This is a genomic window from Flavobacterium microcysteis (assembly GCF_006385255.1).
Lineage (GTDB): Bacteria > Bacteroidota > Bacteroidia > Flavobacteriales > Flavobacteriaceae > Flavobacterium > Flavobacterium microcysteis.
Genome location: NZ_VFJE01000055.1, coordinates 303,835 through 323,175, shown reverse-complemented (window position 1 = coordinate 323,175; position 19,341 = coordinate 303,835). Strand labels below are relative to the sequence as shown.

Annotated in this window: 15 protein-coding genes; 3 read left to right on the top strand and 12 right to left on the bottom strand. The window is 36.9% G+C overall.

Annotated elements, in window-relative coordinates; genetic code table 11:
* Nucleotides 1-7: 7 nt before the first annotated feature.
* From FJA49_RS12755 to FJA49_RS12725, 7 genes are all read right to left on the bottom strand, one after another.
* Nucleotides 8-2,095, bottom strand: a complete 2,088-nt coding sequence (locus tag FJA49_RS12755; RefSeq protein WP_140001305.1) for a glycoside hydrolase family 97 protein — start codon at nt 2,093-2,095, stop codon at nt 8-10.
* Between the two features lie 90 nt (nt 2,096-2,185).
* Nucleotides 2,186-4,429 (bottom strand): glycoside hydrolase family 3 N-terminal domain-containing protein, encoded by a 2,244-nt coding sequence (locus FJA49_RS12750; RefSeq protein WP_140001304.1) that lies wholly within the window; start codon nt 4,427-4,429, stop codon nt 2,186-2,188.
* A 26-nt stretch (nt 4,430-4,455) separates the two neighbouring features.
* A complete protein-coding gene (locus FJA49_RS12745; protein ID WP_140001303.1) occupies nt 4,456-5,154 on the bottom strand; it encodes a carboxylesterase family protein in 699 nt (232 codons plus the stop codon).
* Between the two features lie 3 nt (nt 5,155-5,157).
* The gene (locus FJA49_RS12740) at nt 5,158-6,528 is read right to left on the bottom strand and encodes a glucoamylase family protein (protein WP_140001302.1); all 1,371 of its coding nucleotides are present in this window, start codon (nt 6,526-6,528) and stop codon (nt 5,158-5,160) included.
* Nucleotides 6,529-6,540: 12 nt separating this feature from the next.
* Nucleotides 6,541-7,965, bottom strand: coding sequence for a RagB/SusD family nutrient uptake outer membrane protein (locus FJA49_RS12735; protein ID WP_140001301.1), 1,425 nt, complete (start codon nt 7,963-7,965; stop codon nt 6,541-6,543).
* 11 nt (nt 7,966-7,976) lie between these two features.
* Entirely contained in the window at nt 7,977-11,054 is a 3,078-nt protein-coding gene (locus FJA49_RS12730) for a SusC/RagA family TonB-linked outer membrane protein (RefSeq protein ID WP_140001300.1), read from the bottom strand.
* A gap of 253 nt (nt 11,055-11,307) precedes the next feature.
* Nucleotides 11,308-14,061: a helix-turn-helix and ligand-binding sensor domain-containing protein gene (locus FJA49_RS12725; protein WP_233590151.1), complete on the bottom strand. Its 2,754-nt coding sequence runs from the start codon at nt 14,059-14,061 to the stop codon at nt 11,308-11,310.
* A gap of 126 nt (nt 14,062-14,187) precedes the next feature.
* On the opposite strand from FJA49_RS12725, the gene FJA49_RS12720 reads away from it, so the two are divergent.
* Nucleotides 14,188-15,177, top strand: coding sequence for a hypothetical protein (locus tag FJA49_RS12720; RefSeq protein ID WP_140001298.1), 990 nt, complete (start codon nt 14,188-14,190; stop codon nt 15,175-15,177).
* 51 nt (nt 15,178-15,228) lie between these two features.
* Here the strand turns inward: FJA49_RS12720 and FJA49_RS12715 are convergent, their stop codons facing one another.
* Both FJA49_RS12715 and FJA49_RS12710 read right to left on the bottom strand, forming a co-directional pair.
* Nucleotides 15,229-15,783, bottom strand: a complete 555-nt coding sequence (locus FJA49_RS12715; RefSeq protein ID WP_140001509.1) for a Smr/MutS family protein — start codon at nt 15,781-15,783, stop codon at nt 15,229-15,231.
* Nucleotides 15,773-15,958 carry a hypothetical protein gene (locus tag FJA49_RS12710; RefSeq protein ID WP_140001297.1) on the bottom strand — a complete coding sequence of 62 codons (186 nt, stop codon included), beginning with the start codon at nt 15,956-15,958 and terminating at the stop codon, nt 15,773-15,775. Before FJA49_RS12710 ends, FJA49_RS12715 begins: the two co-directional genes overlap by 11 nt.
* 109 nt (nt 15,959-16,067) lie before the next feature.
* Here FJA49_RS12710 and FJA49_RS12705 point away from each other — a divergent pair, with 109 nt between their 5' ends.
* Together FJA49_RS12705 and FJA49_RS12700 are read left to right on the top strand one after the other, a co-directional pair.
* Nucleotides 16,068-16,343, top strand: a complete 276-nt coding sequence (locus tag FJA49_RS12705) for a DUF2752 domain-containing protein (protein ID WP_394344084.1) — start codon at nt 16,068-16,070, stop codon at nt 16,341-16,343.
* Between the two features lie 20 nt (nt 16,344-16,363).
* Entirely contained in the window at nt 16,364-16,696 is a 333-nt protein-coding gene (locus FJA49_RS12700) for a CCC motif membrane protein (RefSeq protein ID WP_140001295.1), read from the top strand.
* Nucleotides 16,697-16,744: 48 nt separating this feature from the next.
* On the opposite strand, the gene rocD is transcribed toward FJA49_RS12700, so the two are convergent.
* From rocD to FJA49_RS12685, 3 genes are all read right to left on the bottom strand, one after another.
* On the bottom strand, nt 16,745-17,989 hold the full coding sequence (gene rocD / locus FJA49_RS12695) for an ornithine--oxo-acid transaminase (protein WP_140001294.1): 1,245 nt from the start codon (nt 17,987-17,989) through the stop codon (nt 16,745-16,747).
* Between the two features lie 193 nt (nt 17,990-18,182).
* A complete protein-coding gene (locus FJA49_RS12690) occupies nt 18,183-18,599 on the bottom strand; it encodes an OsmC family protein (RefSeq protein ID WP_140001293.1) in 417 nt (138 codons plus the stop codon).
* An 84-nt stretch (nt 18,600-18,683) separates the two neighbouring features.
* A complete protein-coding gene (locus FJA49_RS12685; protein ID WP_140001292.1) occupies nt 18,684-19,241 on the bottom strand; it encodes a DUF1697 domain-containing protein in 558 nt (185 codons plus the stop codon).
* Nucleotides 19,242-19,341 lie beyond the last annotated feature (100 nt).

The window sequence follows — 19,341 nt, the reverse complement described above, 5'->3', positions numbered from 1 at the left end:
TTATAGTTTACTTTACCGGAAAGATGCTGATTGCTGTTCCGCCACCAGCTGCCATAGTGAGCTTTAATTTGCTTTTTGAAGCCACATCGATGGTTTTGATTTCGTAATTGATTGGATTTTTCTCCCAATGTGCTGTCTTTCCGTCTTGATAAATAATAGCCTTATATTTTTTTCCAGGTGTTAAGAAATCGAGTAAAATTGTAGTATTTCTAGGATTCTCGTCTGTAATAGCACCAACAAACCAGTTTTCACTTCCTTTGGCTTTTCTGGCAACCGTCAAATAATCGCCCGGTTCTGCTTCCAAATATTTGCTTTCGTCCCAGTCTGCTGCCACATCTTTGATAAATTGGAAAGCATCCGCATATTTTTCATAATTCTCAGGCAAGTCACAAGCCATCTGTAATGGCGAATACATCGTAACATACAAGGCCAATTGCTTGGCAAGTGTCGTATGCACCTGTTCTGTCTTGCTAGGATCGTAATGGCTCATCTTGATTTCGAAAACACCTGGCGTATAATCCATTGGTCCTCCTAAAAGTCGTGTAAACGGAAGAATGGTTTCGTGCGTTGGCGGATTTCCGTTACTCCAACCGTTGAACTCGTTTCCTCTTGCGGCTTCAGCAGCAATATAATTAGGCCATGTTCTGCTTACGCCTGTAGGACGGGATGATTCGTGAGAATTGACCATAATTTTATATTCTGCAGCTCTTTGCGGAACATAATTGAAATGATTCACCATAGACTGTCCGTCATGGAATTCGCCTCTTGGAATGATTCTTCCAACATAACCTGTTTTAACTGCCGGATAGCCGTATTTTTTCATTACGTTTAAGGCTCTGTCTAAACGTCTTTCATAATTAGCAACAGAACCCGAAGTTTCATGATGCATGATCATCTTTACATTTTTTGACTTGGCATAGTCGCTGATTTCTTGTATATTAAAATCCGGGTAAGGTGTCGTGAAATCAAAAACTTCTTCTTTCCAATTCCCAAACCAATCTTCCCAACCTACATTCCATCCCTCAACTAATACACCATCAAAACCGTGCTTAGCAGCAAAATCAATATAGCGTTTTGTATTTTCAGTAGTAGCGCCATGCGGTTTTTTACCTACGCTTTTTTGAGATGCATCTTGTGTTCCGCTTAAATCCCATGTTGAAACACCCACATGCATTTCCCACCAAACACCTACATATTTCATAGGTTTAATCCATGAGGTATCGTCTATTTTAGACGGTTCATTCAGATTTAGAATCATTTTTGAGCTGACAATAGCTCTTGCATCATTGCTTACCATAATTGTACGCCATGGAGAAACTGCCGGAGTCTGCAAATAAGCTTTATCACCTATAGCATTCGGTACCAGATGTGATTTTATTTTATAGTTAGTGGTAGTAACATCCAAATGCATTACCGGATAATTCACTACGGCTGCTTCAAAAATATTAAGATAAAGACCGTCGGCGGATTTCATCATCAAAGGTGATTGCACCACATAACGTCCTCCAATAGATTTTACGGCAATACCGTTGTTCAGGTTTAATTTGTCGTTATCAATTTCTGATAATTTTGTCTCGTTATAGACATATTCCTGACTATCATAATCACCTGGAATCCAAAAAGTCTTGTGATTTCCTGTCAGGTTAAATTCTGTTTTTTCATCAGAAATGATAAAATAATTCAGCTTGTCTTGTTTTGGAAATTCATATCTAAAGGCAACACCTTCGTTATATACTTTGAAAACAATATTCAGTTTTCTTCCTGTAGTTTTCTGAACCAATGAAAAAATTGTTTCATTGTATTTATTCTGAATCACGGACTGCTCACCAAGTACCGGTTTCCAGCTTTCGGCAACGCTTTTGTTTTGGGTATTTGTTATTTCAAATCCTGTATCTAATGCTTCTGTATCTTTCAAAGCAATTCCCAACAAGCTTTCTTTTATGACTGGTTTGTTTTGGTAGTTTACTGAGTAAGACGGTTGCCCATTGGCTGTTAATTTAAAAGTAACAGTAATTTCTTTGGATGGAGATTGGACTGTCTGTGCGTTTAAAAATCCTGCCAACATGAGAAGGCATAGGGTAAAGATGTTTTTCATAATGTATAAATTTCGCTAAAGGTAGCTAATCAACTTTAGAAAAAAGCCCTTTAGAGAAACCTAAAGGGCCTTTAAAACTCACAAAAAAAATTATTTAACTAACTCAAACTCTAATTTCATGTCTGTCGCCGATGTGCCGCCGACAAAGATTTCAAAATCTCCAGGTTCAGCAGCAAACTGCATGTCTATTCCGTAAAATTTCAAGTCTTCGGAAGAGATTTCGAATTCAATAGTTTTCTTTTCTCCTTTTTTCAAGAAGATTTTCTGGAAGCCTTTTAATTCTTTTACAGGTCTGGTTACAGATCCTACTTTATCACGAATATATAGTTGAACTACTTCTTCTCCATCAAAATTTCCCGTATTGCTTACCTCAACCGTAGCTTTTAATTTTTGGTTGAAGTTGATTTTAGGTGAAGAAATTTTGAAGTTAGAATAAGTGAAGTTGGTATAGCTTAGTCCATATCCGAATTCATACAAAGGCGAATTATCAACATCAATATAGCGTGATTTGTATTTCTGCTCATTGTCTGCTTTTCCTAAATATGGACGTCCGGTACTTTTATGATTGTAATACAATGGAATCTGTCCTACGTTTCTAGGGAAAGTCATTGGCAATTTTCCACTTGGGTTGTTGATTCCGTAAAGCGTTTGTGCAATAGCATCGCCACCTCTTGTTCCAGGCCACCAAGCTTCAAGAATGGCGTCCATGTTTTGGTTTTCCCATTCTAATGTCAGAGGTCGTCCGTTTAGCAACACCAAAACAATTGGCTTGCCTAGTTTTTTTAATTCTGCCAGAAATTCTTTTTGTATTCCAGGCAGGTCAATATTAGTACGTGAGGCGGCCTCACCTGTCATATTTTCAAATTCACCCATCACTGCAACGATAACATCTGCTTTTTTAGCATTGTCAATTGCAGCCTGCATCATGTCTCTTTTCTTATCCAGAATTTCAACGCCTTTTGCAAAACTGATTTTGCTTTTGTCTGTAATAATCTTGTTTATTCCTTCCTCTACACTAACAGCAAATCCATGTCTGTCACCCGATGCTGCCCAAGAACCAATAATGTTGAATTCGTCGCTAATTAGCGGTCCAACAAATGCTACTTTTTGTTCTTTTTTCAATGGTAACGTATTATTACCGTTTTTAAGCAATACCAGTGATTTGTTTGCCACATCTAAAGCAGCTTCTAAATATTCTTTTTTATAGGTTACTTCTTTTTCTCTTTTGGCATCATTGTATCGGTAAGGATCTTCAAATAAACCTAAATCGTATTTTGCTTCTAGTATTCTTCGGCAAGCGTCATTAATTTGGGCTTCGGTAACTTTTCCTTCTGATAATGATTTTTTAAGGTTCTTCATATAGATTCCGCCAACCATGTCCATGTCAACACCGGCATTTAGGGCCAATTCACCTGCATGTTTTTCGTCTTTAGCATAACCATGAGGTATCATTTCGTTCATTCCGGTATAATCGGTTACGACAAAGCCGTCAAATTTCCATTCGTCTTTTAATATTCCGTTAACCAGGAATTTATTTCCGGTAGCCGGAACTCCTGAAATTTCATTGAAAGAAGTCATAAAAGTCCTAACTCCTGCATCAACAGTAGCTTTGAATGGTGGCAGATAAACTTCTCTTAGCATTCTTTCTGACATATCCACCGTATTGTAGTCACGACCAGCCTCAGCAGCTCCATAAGCCGCAAAGTGTTTTGTACAGGCTAAAATGGTGTTGATAGCTGAAAGATCATTTCCTTGATAGCCATGTACTCTGGCAATTGCTAATTTAGATCCGAGATACGTATCTTCTCCGGCGCCTTCGGAAACTCTTCCCCAACGTGGATCACGGGAAATATCTACCATTGGAGAGAACGTCCAGTGAACGCCACCGGCAGCAGCTTCGGCAGCAGAAATCTTCGCAGCAAGTTCAACAGCGTTTAAGTCCCAAGTAGCCGATTCTCCCAAGGTAATCGGGAAAATAGTTTTATAACCGTGAATAACATCATAACCGAAAAGCAATGGTATTTTGAGCCTTGAATTGTCAAGATTCATCTTTTGGAGTTCTGCTGTATATTTAACGGTAGTCGCATTCAATATGGAACCGACATTTCCTTTTTTAATTTGTTCGATAAAATTATCTCCGGCAACTGGTCCGGTTATGGTTCCGTCTGCCGTAAACTGTACCAGCTGTCCAATTTTTTCATCAATTGTCATCTTAGCCATCAGTTCTGAAATAAATTCTTTCTTGGGCTTGATCTGGTTCTTCTTTTTATCTTTCTGTGCATTAGCAGTAAGCGAAACTGCTAATAATAATAGTAATGCTGTTTTAAATTTCATTATGATATTTATTTAGGGAAATTTGTTTATTGTTTGTGCTGTTTCATCATCCAATCATAAATTTCTTTGTTGTCATATACTCTGCTCCAACTATCATGATTGGCATCATCGAAAATGGTCAGTTGAATGTCTTTACTGCATGTTTTTAATTTCTTGTAGATAGCTATAGAATAGTTGACATCTACAACATCGTCTACCAATCCGTGGAAAATTCGTGTGGGAATATCTTTAATCTTACAATTTTCCATCATAGGCACTCGGTCTACAAATCCCGCAATAGGCACCAAAGCGGCAAATAGTTCAGGATGTGCAAAGGCCAGATTCCATGCTCCCCAGGCACCCATACTCAGGCCAGTGAGGTAGATTCTATCCGAATCAATATTATTTTCTTTTTGAATTTTTTGTATCAATTTATATAAGACTTCTGCATTCCAATATTCATTTTCAGGACATTGTGGTGCCAGAACGTAACTATCTAATTCATTGTTTTTTAAATATTTGAAAGGGCCGTGTACCTTTACCTTTTCAATATCTGAGCCTCGTTCTCCAGAACCGTGAAGAAAAACGATCAGCGGTTTCTTTGCTTTTGGGTTTCTTGGAACGTGCAAGGCATAATTCAATTCACTTTTTGTAATGATTTCGGCAGTAATGGTTCCGGTAATATCTTTTTGTGCAAAAGAGATACCGGATACCAATAAGCCCAATAAAGCCAGCTTTATTTTCATTTTTTAAAATCCATGTTTACCGGAATGAAATCCAAGATTGACTAAACCTTGACGCACTTCCGGAGCATTCATAAATAAATTCCAAAGCAATCCTGAACGGTAATTTTCCAACATAACCACCATAGGCCCCTGGTCTATGGCCAGATATCTTTTCGCTGTCCATCCATACTGCTTGCTGTGTGCATCATAAAATCCAGCTGGCCCCCATAATTGACCGCTGTAGTTTTCATAAAAATTACGCATTGCCGCCAGCGATTCTGTTGGAGTATATACGATTGAGCTTATAGCTGCCGTAGGCGATATAATTCCTAAGTCATTGCTAGGCATGTGCGCATTATAACCAATACTTCCGTCGGCATTTCTGGAATAAGAGGCAGTCAGCCCCCAATAATTTGGGCCGTATCCTGCAAAATTTCCTGGATTTTCAACGCAATACTTGTAATTGATTTTTGTATGATTGACATTAACATCCCAATAATTAGCATACTGATCTGTTAATTGTGTAGGGTCTAATCCCAAATACGAATAGTGTGCCCAAAAAAGCGGTCCTCCTGCCTGTTCAGCACCGTTATGCTTTAACAGCAAAGGAATTCCGTATTTTGTTGCTGCCGAAACGATTCCTCCATTTCTTGCCCAGCCTTTATGATAGGCCGCCGGTGTAATCGGATGTGTTGGCGAGGCGCTGGCTAGCACATAAGTAATCAGACATTCGTTATAACCTTCCAAAGGAAAGTCCATTTCCCATGCATAATTAGGCGACCAGTGCCAATACAAGACATCCTGGTTGTTTCTGTACCAATTCCAATCTACGCCTTTCCATAAATTGTCAAATTTTTGAGCCAAAGCTTTTTCTTCTGTAGAGCCGTCTTTGAAAAACTCACGTACGCAAATCATTCCCTGACACAGGAAAGCAGTTTCTACCAGGTCACCGCCATTGTCTTTTTGTCCAAATGGCTTTACCCGGCCAGTAGTTCCGTCCATCCAATGAGGCCATGCACCGTGAAAACGGTCGGCATTGGCAAGAAAATCTGCAATAGTATTTAATCGGGATACGGCTTCGCTTCTGGAAACATAATTTCTAGAAGTTGCTGCAATTATTGACATCAATCCAAAACCGGAACCTCCGGTGGTGACGATGTTAGAATCATTTTCTGGATAATTACCATCTGGATGGTATCTTTCTCTTGCCAGCTTTGAATTTGGTTCGGCAAAATCCCAGAAATATTTAAATGTTTGTTTTTCCACCACATCCACTAATTGGTCATCAGTCAACGGTGTTGGAGTTGAAGGTGTGGACGAATCGTCTCCTTTTGGAGACGATTCGTTTGAACCACAACTTGCAAATATTAAAAATATGAAAAATAAGTATTTCATCAATAGAGTTTATTACCAGTTCGGGTTTTGGCCCATACCTGGTGTTTGTATTAATTGACCATTCGGGATTGGGAATAGTTCATGTTTACCCACTTCAAAAGGTTTTCCATTGGCTTGCATGGCTTGTGCTGCTTGTCCGGTTCTAACCAGGTCAAACCATCTGTCATGTTCAAAAGCCAATTCTAGCCTTCTTTCTTTCCAAATCAGAGTTCTTAATAAATTCTGGTCTGTTGTAGTTATTTCGCCAAGGTTTACTCTGTCACGAACTTCTTTCAATGAAGCCAGTGCTTTGTCTGAGTTGCCCAATTCATTTGCAGCTTCAGCGTGAATCAGATAAATTTCTCCAAGTCGTAACACTCTAATGTTTTTATCACCGTCTCCAGCACCTGCATTAGCACTAGAATAGGCTTTTTCATTATACATTGGATTTTCTACGGCAGTGCTCACGATACGCCCATCATACATAGTTTCACCTCTGAAGATAATTGTAGCGTCTCTTCTGATAACATCACCTTCAGCATTGTAAGCATCCAAAAGATTCTGAGATGGTGTATTGAATCCCCAACCCCAACCACTTGGGCCTCTGGCACCTTGTGTTTCTGAATACTGCTGTACTCCGTGAGCAATTGATTCTCCACGAGCCTGAACTTCAAAAATAGACTCTCTACCATTTTCTGTATTGACTCTCCATATTTCAGCATAGTTTGGCTCAAGGCTGTATTCTCCTGAGGTAAGTACGAGTTCAGCATAATTAAAAGCATTTTGCCAATCTTTTTGATATAAATATACCTTAGCCAATAAAGCTTGTGCAGCACCTTTGGTAGCCCTTCCTAAATCAGCAGATCCATACTCGCTCTTTTTAGGCAATACCTGAATAGCATCCAGCAAATCTTGCTCTATAAAATCATAAACCTCTTCTTTTGGAACTCTCACAGTTAAATTAACATGTTGTAAAGGCACATCGCCAAAAGCTCTTACTAAGAAAAAGTAATGATACGCTCTAAGGAATTTGGCTTCACCGATTAATCTGTTTTTATAAGCCGTATCTGTAAGTCCAAAGTTTTCTGTATAGCTTATGGAATAAGTAGCTCGTCCGATTGCCTTATACCAGTTTGTCCACATGGCTTCAACAGAACCTGCAGTAGATGTGAATGTCAATCCATCAAGTAATCCTTTATCACCTCCCGGGTCACCAGGCGAACTGCCCTTATCTGCATTATCAGAAATGATTTCAGTAATTCCAAGATAAGAGAAAGCATAATCCCATTCTGTCATCATTCCGTAGATTCCATTGACAAAAGCAATAGGCTCTAAGTTTTCACCGCTGTCTTCTTCCGTAACTCTTTCTCTTGAATCTACATCAAGGAAATCGTCACATCCAACTAATACGCTAAGAGCGAATGAAAGACAAACAATTTTTTTATAATTAATTTTCATATTGTTTTTTTTTAAAATTCAATGTTTACACCAAAAATGAACGTTTTGATATTTGGATAAGCGGCCAATTCGATACCGGCAGTTTCGTTTGGTATTCCACTATTATTCAACTCCGGCGTAAATCCTGAATATTTAGTGAACAAGAAAGGATTTTGAGCCGTTCCATAAATTCTAAGTCTGGAAAGGTTGAACATGTCTTTAAAAGTATATCCTAAAGTAATGTTGTTGATTCTGAAATAATCTCCATCTTCTAAATAATAGCTTGAAGATAAGGCATCTCTATTTGCTCCCGGATTTGTATTTGAAGTTCCAGGTCCGGTCCAACGGTTATTGAATGTTTCTGCAGCAATATTTTCACCTGCGTCTACACGGGTTCCTTTAAGTCCGTTATAAACTTTGTTTCCTCCAGCTCCAAATCCATCAACAGATAAATCGAAGTTTTTATAGGCAAGACTTACATTAATTCCATAAGAGAATTTTGGAATATAAGAACCAAAGTATTTCTTATCTCTGTCATCAATCACACCATCTCCATTCTGGTCTTTATAACGGAGCTGGCCAGGCTGAGGCGTTCCGATGTGGGGATTGGCATCAATTTCTGCCTGAGTCTGCCAAACACCATCAGCTTCTAATAGCCACCAAGAATATAAAGGTTGTCCTTCTTGTAATCTTTTTGTTAGCTGTCCATCACCAAGGCTACCTCCTGTCAATCCGTCGTATGCAGGTTTTACATTCTCTAAGGTATTTTTATTATGGGCATAATTAACTCCTATACTATATGAGAAATCTTCAGTGATATTATCTCTCCAATTTAAAGCTATCTCATATCCTTTATTTCTTACTTCTCCACCATGATCAAAGTAATTTTCTGATGCCGGTGAATTTGGTATTGGCTTAACATTAAGGATTGCATTTGTATTTAGCCTATTGTAGTAATCAAAACTACCTGACAACCTTCTGTTAAGAAATTCGAAATCTGCTCCTAAATTAATCTCTTTAGTAAGCTCCCATGACAAATCGGCTGCAGGTGATCCAACAGCACCACCAAATACCAAGTCCTGATTTGGTCCAAAAACATAATTTGTGTTGGCACTTCCAGCATTTGTAATGATTGTAGTTGTATTATAACGCACATTCGCATTTCCTACTTCTCCATAACCGGCTCTTAGCTTAAGAAAGTCTAAGTTTTTGATATCACTTAGGAAGCTTTCGTTGGTTAGAACCCAACCTACACTAACTGAAGGGAATGTTCCCCAGTAATCAGCATTCTTTTTAAAGGTACTATTCCCGTCACGTCTTACTGTTCCTGAAATATAGTATTTCTCATCAAAATTATACTGAAGTCTTCCAAAATAAGAAAGAACATTTACAGGAGTGTAATAGTATTGTTTGACAACCTTAGTATAGTTTAATGATGCCATATCCAGGTTCCAGTAATTTTCTTGTTCCGGAACACCATAACCTTCCATAAAAGACTCATATACATCATTTCTTCTTTCTTTCGTCACACCTGCGGTAAGATTAAAATTGTGCTTGCCAAATGATTTGCTGGCTGTTAAATAAGTATCCCAGTTGTATCTGAAACTTTCAACATCTTTATACGAAAGAGAGTTATTTGCAAATTCTGTAGAAGTAGGTGCCGCATTTTGAGCATTCTGAAACCCTAGTAAGGTTCTGGTTGGATCTGCTGTTAAATAACGGGCACGGATATCATTAAAAATTCTAGTCTTAGAGTTCGATTTTGTAGCTCCAAAACGGGTCGTAGCTGTCAACCAATCCGTAAACGTGTAATCGGCTTGAAGTAACCCTTGAATTTCCATTGTTTTGTTTTTTTCATTCTGGTAATTTACGTTGGCAACCGGATTACCAATAGAATTCAATCGGCCTCCCACCTGGCCAGGGCCAATTACGTAGTCAGGCAATCCTGTCGTTTTATTCCAGAATGACATTCCATATCTTCCGTCAGGATAGTATACCGGAATTATAGGAGCCTGTTTGTAAGCTTCTGTAAACGAACTATACGGTTTTGGAGTAGATTTGGTAAATGCAACACTAACATTTTGTGTGATTTTTAATTTTCCGTCAAAAGCCTTAAATGTATTATTAGATCTTAAAACATTTCTGGCTACTTTGTGGCCTTCCAAAAGTCCATCTTCTTCATAGTTGTTATAGCTGAAATAATAGGTCACATTTTCTGAACCTCCAGACATGGAAATATCATTTCCTTGAGAGAAACTCGTTCCCGTCAATGCGTCATACCAATCTGTGTTATAAGGCTGATTAAGTGATAGCCTGTCTGGGTTTCCAATTGCTGCACGACTTTCATTAAAATAGGTAACAAATTGGCTGGAATTAGCCATTTTAACAGGATTTAGTATTGATTTTGCACCATAAAAAGAATTGATCTTGATGGTGGTTTTTCCTAATTTTCCTTTTTTTGTTGTAATAAACACGACTCCGTTAGCAGCATTCGAACCGTAGATGGCAGCAGAAGCCGCATCTTTCATGATATCAAAAGATTCAATATCATTTGGATTCAGGTTAGCAATACTGCCCGTGACAACTCCGTCTACTACATACATAGGAGTTCTCCCTGATTCAGCAGTTCCCAAACCTCTGATAATAATTGTAGGTGTTGCACCTGGTGCATCATTAGCAATGATGTTGACACCTGCAGCCTTACCTTGTAGGGATTGTAAAGCATTAAATGCCGGCTGTTTGGTTATCTGGTCTGATTTGATGGTTGAAATAGCACTGGTAAGGTCTGTTCTTTTTTGAGTACCATATCCTACTACTACCACTTCTGTAAGATCTGTGCTTGCCATTTTCATGGACACGCTCATGTTTTCTGCCGCATTAATTGTGAGTGTGACATACCCTAGAAACGTAAACGTAAGCGGCTCGTCTACTTTTGCATTAATTGAAAAATTTCCATCAAAATCGGATACCGAGCTTGATGTGGAACCCAAAATGTTGACTCCAGGGAGTGGGAGTCCATTTTCATCCAGTACCTTACCTTTTATATCCTGAGCATGGAGATGGCCCTGGAAGAAAAGAAGTACAAATACCCCGAAAATAAAGTTTTTCATTTGTTTATATTTTGTTAAAAGTTAGTGTTACCAAAGTACGAATTACAACGTTGTAGTAAACTTGAATAACTCACTACACAAACACATCATTTCAAAATAAAAACAAAATAAAATATTGATTTACAATAACTTATAAAAACAATAACTACATTTAGAATGACTTCTAAATTGGGTAATGATGTAGTGTTGATGTATTGTTATTTAATAAAAATGTTATGAAATTATTTAATTATTATTAAAAAACAATTCCATTTTATACATTAATCATAAACTTCGAAAGGTTATCATCTGAGGTTAGTCCTAATTTTTTTCTCAATCGATAACGATGTAGCTCGACACCTCGGAACGAAATATTCATCAATGGGGCAATTTCTTTTGACGATAAGTTCATTTTAAGATAAATGCATAGCTTAATATCCTTTGAAGTAAGCATTGGAAATTTATTGGATAGCTTGTGCACGAATTCTTCATGACTCTGCATCAGGTTATGTTCAAAACTTTCCCATTCATTTTTGTTGAGAGCGTTGATCTTAATTGATTTCTTGATCTTGCTTTTGATTTGGTTGACGTCTTTTTCTGTTTCTAAAATTTCCTGAATACTGTCAATCATTTCACTCTGTTTGGCTATTGAAAGCGATTTCCCTGCCACTTCATATGCCTTATTCTGAACTTCGATTTCAAGAATGTGTTTTTCGTATTCCTGCAATTTTAGCTTGTTTTCAGCATTAAGCTCTAACTCAAGAATTTCTTTTTGATGTTTTAGTTCTTCTTCTTTCAGTTTAATTTTTTCAAGATATCGGATTTTATTCCAACGGTAATACAGGAAGAAACTACCTGAAATAATCAAAATATAGAACATTACCATCCAGAATGAAAAATACCAAGGTTTTCTCACAGTAAATGTATAAGCAGCCACTTTACTGTATTTAGTCCCGTCATTATAATAAAATTCAAGTTCCTGAAGTCCGCTGCTAAGGTTATTAAGAATCAGGTTTCCTCTTTTTATAGGCACATAGCCATTGGAATCATTCAGCTTATAAAACAAGTCAGGACGATTGTAGCCAAAATATTCCGAAATTACATTTACTTCAACCGACTGGTTGTATTTTATTCGTGTGTTCTTATCAATCAATTTGTCATGATAAAAAGCTTCGGCATAGACCCCTTGAATGTGGCGTCTGTTGTTATTGATTTTAAAAGAAATAAACCCGTCATCCAGATTCATCAAATAATGATCTCCATTCTGGTATATTTTTATGTTTTCCATGATGATTCTTCCTTCGTAGTATTTTTCCGGAATAAGCTCCCAAACAAATTGGTCTTTAACCTGGGAAACCACATAGAGCAATCCGTTTTTTAATACGATAAAGTTTTCATCATTAATAGGTATAATGTCTGAGGTATTTTTAAAAGAGGCATTAAAAATTTTGTCTTTTTCTAATTTTCCCGAAATCGAATTATAGACATACCAATTGTTATCTATCAAAAACAGGATTTCATTTTTATAGCTGAAGAGCTTTACGCCATAATCATTTTTTATGCCGTTTTGGAGCGAAACATTTTCAATTTTTTTGACATTGAAATTGTTATCATATAAAATTCTATAAAGGCTTCTGTAATTATCCGCAGCCCATAATTCTCCTTTTTTGTTTTGGGCCAGATTCTTGATTGGCTTTTTCAAACCGCCCAATAATTTATATTTTGACAGGTCATTTATATCTTCATATACGACAATACCGGCATAATTTCCTTGAAAATACACATTCTCAAATTCTCCTTTTAAGAATTTCCATCCGCCATTTATCGGACTGACTTTTTGCAATCGGGCCGTCCTTCCGTCATATAAAAATGTCCCGTCGTTATGCCCTATTATAAATTCATTGCCACGTTTAAATATATCCCAAACCTGTCCTTGCGAATTGGGTAGCACTTCGAGTATCTTATTTTTACAGGTAAAGATTCCATGATTGGTTACAAAAAGATAGCCATTATCAATTGTAGAAAGTGAATAGACCGAGCCTAAAATACCCGAACTATCAGAAAAAACCTGAACAGGAGAATTTATCTCAACATGACATATCCCATTATCCAGTCCTAGCCATAAGTCTTTTTCCTTGTCAACACCAATGGATAGGATTGCATTATTTTTAAGGGCGTTCTGCCTGTTTAAATTCTGATAGCTTCCATTTTTAAGGTTAATGATATATATACCTTGTAGTCCGCTACCAACAACCAGGGTGTTTTCATCAACAAACTTCGCCGTAACGAGAACTTCTTTTTTAATAACTTCATTTAGCGGATGACTCCAAGGTATAAGATTGCCATCTACGACAACAAAGACGCCGTTATTTTTTGTAAAAATATAGACTCTGCCTTGGTGTTTTTCAATGTGATGGATGACATTTTCTTTTAAAATATCCCAATTATTCCTCTTAACGAAGTTTGTGCCTTCCATCATGTAGATGCCTTCCCGGACAGTGGCAACATAAATTTCATTATCTATCAGGTAGCAATAGGAAATCTGGGATGGAAATTCTACTTTTTGTATCTTTTTCCCATCATAAATAAAGATCTCATTAAAAGTTTGAAAATACAGCTTGTCCTTGTATTTAAAAATTTTCCAGATTTCTTCATTATCGGATCCGCCTTGAAAAATATTCTTGCCTTTTGTAAGCGAAAAATACTCCATCTTGCCGTTAATTCTTTTCCAATAGCCAAATTCTTTATAGGAACCGGAATAGACCTTATCGCCATCAATAAATATGGAACGGATAACCGTTTTGTTTGGAAGGGCATATTTTTCCCATTTCACCCCATTGTATCTCAAGAAATAATGGTTGTTTGCAAAATACATGGCATTATCACCACCTTGCGTTACATTCCATACCTGATTATCTCCATTGTAATCCGATTTCGTAAAATTCTCTACGAAAGGCAGCAATTCCTGCGCCTGGATACACAATGAAAAGAAACAAAAGAAAAGAAATTGAACGAATTTTAGTTTCACAGTAATAGGGATTTGTTCCAAATATAAGAACATATTCTGTTTTGAATCTGCACGATACTTAAATAAAAATTAATGCTGCTTCTCTAAATAATAAAAAAAACTATTTTTGCTTTAAATTCTATTGAAATGAAAAAATACCTAGGAATACTGTCTTGTCTGTTTTTGCTGAGTGCCTGTGATGATGGTGACATGACTTTTGATTCGTTCGATTTTAGCACTGCTATTGCAGCAAGTTGCACGAACAATGCAGATGTTTTGAACTCTGTCTTTAAACTGAACAATAATGAAGCCTTATTGATCAAGTTCCCAACAAACGTTTTTCCTTTCAAAAACGTAGAAGGAATAAGCTCACTGCCAATTTCTGCTGACAATAAAATTATCTACCGCGTTTTTAACGGGCCTGTTACCAATGCCTATTTTTGTTCTATTATCCCACCTGTATCTCCAACAGTAGTTGACGAATGGAGTACAGCCGATCAATCCAGCGGTAGCATCGAAATCAGGACTACTCCGGTAGATAATACAACAAAAAGGGAAGAAGCAAAATACGACCATATCATTGTCTTCAAGGGCATTACCTTGTCAAATGCAACTAATGGAACCGTAACTTATACAGAATATCCTTTTGGCAGGTATCAGACCGAGACGAACATTCGTTTTGCTTTTAGTACTGCAGCAATCCAAAAATGCGCAAACAACAAACTGTTTAAAATATTCGACTCTAATGTTGGAAATGATGCAAACAGACAGAATCTTAATGAGGTTATTATTCTGGACTTGCCTCCTTCTCTTTTTCAACTAGGAGCCGGTTCTGAAGATTATGTGGTAAACGATATCAATCAGATTACCTATAGACTATATGGAGGTGATGTGACTGCTAATGCTCTTTGTACCGAAACAGGGTTGCCTCAGCTATATGAAGAATGGCAGGCTGAAGATGGACTTTTAAATGGAGTAAATTCTACAGGAGTAATCAGAATTGATACTGCTGTGGATGGAACAAATTTTGTTCATACGATTACATTAAGAAGCGTGAAATACAAAAAAATAGGAACAACAAATAATACGTTCGTACAAGATATTCAAACTTTTGGCGATTATATAACTACAAATTAATACGTCAAAATTATAGCATAAAAAAAGCCCGATTCTAGAATCGGGCTTTTTTTATCTGTTAGGGTTTTGCTTGATATAAATTTCTGTAGCTCCCAAGCCGTATTTTTGATAATCGGCATCTTGAAAAATTATTTCGTCATAACGCCCGAGTAAAAAATCAAGCTCGGCTTTCAACACACCTTCACCAACTCCATGGATAAAAACAATTTTTGGAATCCTGTTTTTGATGGCAAATTCGATATGTCTTTTTGCTGTTTCCGTTTGAAGTGTGAGTATATCATAATTAGACATTCCTCTTTTGTTTGGAACCAATTTTTCGATATGTAAATCAAATTCCGGAACGCCTCTTTCGTCTCTTGTCTTCTTTTCTTTCACAAAACTCCTTGGTTTTGGAATTTCTTTTTCTTTTAAAACCTGACTTAAATTATGACTTCCGATTCCAAAATTTAATTCACTGGTTTTCTGAATTTTAATTAATTCATTGACAAAATATGTCAACTGAAATCCATCATCAGTTTCTATTGTAATTTCATCATTTTTGACAGACAAAACAATACCATTGACTGCCTCATCAATTACCGTTACCCTATCTCCTTTAACTAACATCTTCTTCAGAATTATTTTCATTTTTACTTGGCACTTTTGCCATCAGCCTCATCATTCCATACATAAAAATGACTATAGCAAAAATCATAATATAGATATTTGGCTTATCCTTACTCTGTTCATATAATGCGCCAATACCTGCGAGCGCCATCAAGGGTATGTATATTTTTTTCATCCTGATTCAAATTGCTATCTGCCAAAAGTAAGAAACTTTAAAAATAATTTCCCGACACACCTGAAACTTTATGCTTTTTTCGTAAAATTGTAACAGTAAAATTATAGCTATGGAAGAATACATGATTCCCTGTCTGAATAAAAAAATTTTTGGAATAGACTGTCCCGGTTGTGGTACACAGAGAGCTATCGCATTAATTTTTAGGGGAGAGTTTGTAGATGCATTCCATATGTTTCCTGCTATCTATACTACCATCCTGTTTTTTATAGTAATAGGACTGAATTTCATCGACAGAACACGAAATTACCACAAAGCAATAATTTCTTTGGCAATAATCAATGCTATGATAATGGTAATTTCTTACATTTACAAAATCACCAACTAAACAATTAAATCTTTTTACCTATGGAAAAACAAAAATTACCTAATGCATTAGCCGTTCTTATTCTAGGAATCCTATCCATCCTAACATGTTGTTGTTATGGTGTAATTGGATTAATCCTTGCCATTGTAGCACTTGTATTGGCAGGAAAAGACAAGAAGCTGTATCTTGAAAACCCTGAATTATATTCTAACTATTCTAACCTAAACACAGGTAAAATTTTGGCTATAATCGGGATTGTTCTTAACGTATTGACTATAATCTATTTCATTTGGTTGATTGCTACGTTTGGACTTGAAGGAATGCAAGACCAACAGTTAATGGAAGCTAAAATCAGAGAGATGTTTGGAAGCTAATCATTGCACACCATAAAAAAAAGCCGCTATAAAGCGGCTTTTTTAATTTTATCTTTCGAACTCTTTCAGAGTCTTGATTATAATAGATACACAATCCAGCAATTGCTCTTCATTCATAACCAAAGGTGGCGCAAAACGGATAATATTGCCGTGTGTAGGTTTTGCCAGAAGTCCGTTATCACGTAATGCCAGACAGATATTCCATGCCGTATCGCTTTCTTCCGTATCATTAATCACAACTGCATTCAACAATCCTTTTCCTCTAACCAAGCTTGCGATAGTGCTGGTCTTGATGTATTCATCTAATTTTTCACGGAAAATATTCCCAAGATAATCCGCATTTTCAGCAAGTTTCTCTTCTGTTATAACTTCCAAAGCCGCAATAGCAACAGCCGCCGCAATAGGATTTCCTCCAAAAGTAGAACCGTGTTGTCCCGGCTTTATGACATTCATAATTTCATCATTTGCCAATACCGCCGAAACCGGATAAGCACCTCCAGACAATGCTTTTCCAAGTATCAGAATGTCCGGTTGCACGTTTTCATGGTGTACGGCCAGTAATTTTCCAGTTCTGGCAATTCCGGTCTGGACTTCATCTGCAATAAACAGAACATTGTGTTTTTCGCAAAGTGCTTTGGCTTTTGCCAAATAACCTTCAGACGGCACATATACTCCTGCTTCTCCTTGTATAGGCTCTACCAAGAAACCAGCGATGTTTTTTTGAGTTGTCAAAGCTTTTTCCAAAGCTTCTAGATCATCATAATTGATATTGATGAATCCGGCTGTATAAGGGCCGAAATTTTTACGGGCATTCTCATCATTAGAGAAAGAAATAATCGTTGTTGTTCTTCCGTGGAAATTTCCATCGCAAACGATAATCTGAGCCTCATTTTCCGGAATTCCGTTTTTCTCGTACGCCCATTTTCTGCAGATTTTGATAGCTGTCTCAACTGCTTCCGCACCGGTATTCATTGGCAACACTTTGTCAAAACCAAAATATCGGGTTACGAACTCTTCGTATTTTCCTAACTTATCATTATAAAAAGCTCTAGAAGTAAGCGTTAAGGTTTGTGCCTGGTTAACCAAAGCATTGATAATCTTAGGATGGCAGTGTCCTTGATTTACGGCAGAATAAGCCGAAAGAAAATCGTAGTATTTTTTTCCTTCCGTATCCCAAACGTATACGCCTTCTCCTCTGCTTAAAACTACAGGAAGCGGATGATAATTGTGCGCACCGAATTTGTCTTCTAAGGAAATAGCTTCAGAGGCATTGTTTTTTTCTAAAACTGACATTGTGAAAGTATTTTAATTCTTCAAAAATCAATTCCTTCTTGTGGAGAGAAATCATCCATATAGCACTGCAAAATTAATGAATTCAAATGAATTTTCAATCGTTGTAGCGGACTAAAGCAAATGCAAATCCCATTTCTCCAACTGACTTTTCAGATGCAAAAATGGGATTCATATTTCTTTAAAAATGTAAACACTATGGTAGCACTAATGTGGCATTCGAAGTGATTTTTGTATTTAGCAATCTGGAAATAGGACAGGTTGTTTCTGCTTTTTTCACCAGCTCCTGAAATTTGTCGGTTGAAATCGCATCCACTCTTCCAATAACCGATAAATGCGATTCAACTACACTTCCGTCCTGAAAATCAATATCACATTTGGTTTCGATAGAAGCTACTCTAAAACCTGCTTCATTCAAATAGGCTGTCAACTGCATCGTAAAGCAGCCGGCATGCGCTGCTGCAATCAGCTCTTCGGGATTTGTTCCGTTTCCATGTTCGAAACGAGTCTTAAACGAATATTGAGCATTACTCAAAACTGTGCTCTGGGTAGAAATCTTTCCGTTTCCTTCTTTGAGCGAACCTTCCCAAACTGCTGTAGCATTTCTTTTCATGGCTGTTGTAGATTTGTTTATCCTAAAATTACAACAATCAAAAATGGAAAGAAATCAAATTTTATAAACTTTAACAAAAGAACTTCAGGAAGCTTCTCTTTCTTCAAAAAGCGCCAATAGCTTCAATGTCGTATTCCAGTTTCGTGCAGTCGCCGTTACTTTTAGCTTGTTTTCGATTAGCTTATTGTTAAGTTTTGAATTGCCCGCCGGATTATTGTATTTCATAAAGATTACCCTTTTGTTTATGATAATCTCATCAGGCTCAAAGCTTGCATTATGCAACGCTTCTATATTTTCTTTTGCAGGTTCCGTACCCAAAAAAGTAATATATAATTTTTTCAAATCAATATCTTTTTCTTTTAAATAGGGATTACTTTTCGAAACCCACTGTAGCATTTCCTTATCTGTTACCACAACCGAAACATCAAAACCGAAATGTGTTTTAATCAGCTCATGGATTTGCTCTTCTAATAGTTCAGGAGTTGAGTTTCCTGAAGTATCAAAAAGAATATTTCCGCTTTGTATATAAGTTTTAACATTTTGAAAACCAAAATCTTCCACTACTTTTCTTAAAGTTTCCATTTTAATCAACTTTTGACCACTTACATTGATTCCTCTAAGCAGGGCTACATACGATTTCATGATTTTCTTTTTTAAAATTTCTTTCCAAATTTATAAAAAACAGCATCCTAAACAATTTAATACAGGCTAAAAATTACCCTATAATGCTCCGAAAATCAAA

Bases quoted from the DNA above. Each gene is read 5' to 3' on its own strand.
- FJA49_RS12755 (WP_140001305.1), bottom strand. From the start codon at position 2,095: ATGAAAAACATCTTTACCCTATGCCTTCTCATGTTGGCAGGATTTTTA.
- FJA49_RS12750 (WP_140001304.1), bottom strand. From the start codon at position 4,429: ATGAAATTTAAAACAGCATTACTATTATTATTAGCAGTTTCGCTTACT.
- FJA49_RS12745 (WP_140001303.1), bottom strand. From the start codon at position 5,154: ATGAAAATAAAGCTGGCTTTATTGGGCTTATTGGTATCCGGTATCTCT.
- FJA49_RS12740 (WP_140001302.1), bottom strand. From the start codon at position 6,528: ATGAAATACTTATTTTTCATATTTTTAATATTTGCAAGTTGTGGTTCA.
- FJA49_RS12735 (WP_140001301.1), bottom strand. From the start codon at position 7,965: ATGAAAATTAATTATAAAAAAATTGTTTGTCTTTCATTCGCTCTTAGC.
- FJA49_RS12730 (WP_140001300.1), bottom strand. From the start codon at position 11,054: ATGAAAAACTTTATTTTCGGGGTATTTGTACTTCTTTTCTTCCAGGGC.
- FJA49_RS12720 (WP_140001298.1), top strand. From the start codon at position 14,188: ATGAAAAAATACCTAGGAATACTGTCTTGTCTGTTTTTGCTGAGTGCC.
- FJA49_RS12715 (WP_140001509.1), bottom strand. From the start codon at position 15,783: ATGTTAGTTAAAGGAGATAGGGTAACGGTAATTGATGAGGCAGTCAAT.
- FJA49_RS12710 (WP_140001297.1), bottom strand. From the start codon at position 15,958: ATGAAAAAAATATACATACCCTTGATGGCGCTCGCAGGTATTGGCGCA.
- FJA49_RS12705 (WP_394344084.1), top strand. From the start codon at position 16,068: ATGGAAGAATACATGATTCCCTGTCTGAATAAAAAAATTTTTGGAATA.
- FJA49_RS12700 (WP_140001295.1), top strand. From the start codon at position 16,364: ATGGAAAAACAAAAATTACCTAATGCATTAGCCGTTCTTATTCTAGGA.
- rocD (WP_140001294.1), bottom strand. From the start codon at position 17,989: ATGTCAGTTTTAGAAAAAAACAATGCCTCTGAAGCTATTTCCTTAGAA.
- FJA49_RS12690 (WP_140001293.1), bottom strand. From the start codon at position 18,599: ATGAAAAGAAATGCTACAGCAGTTTGGGAAGGTTCGCTCAAAGAAGGA.
- FJA49_RS12685 (WP_140001292.1), bottom strand. From the start codon at position 19,241: ATGAAATCGTATGTAGCCCTGCTTAGAGGAATCAATGTAAGTGGTCAA.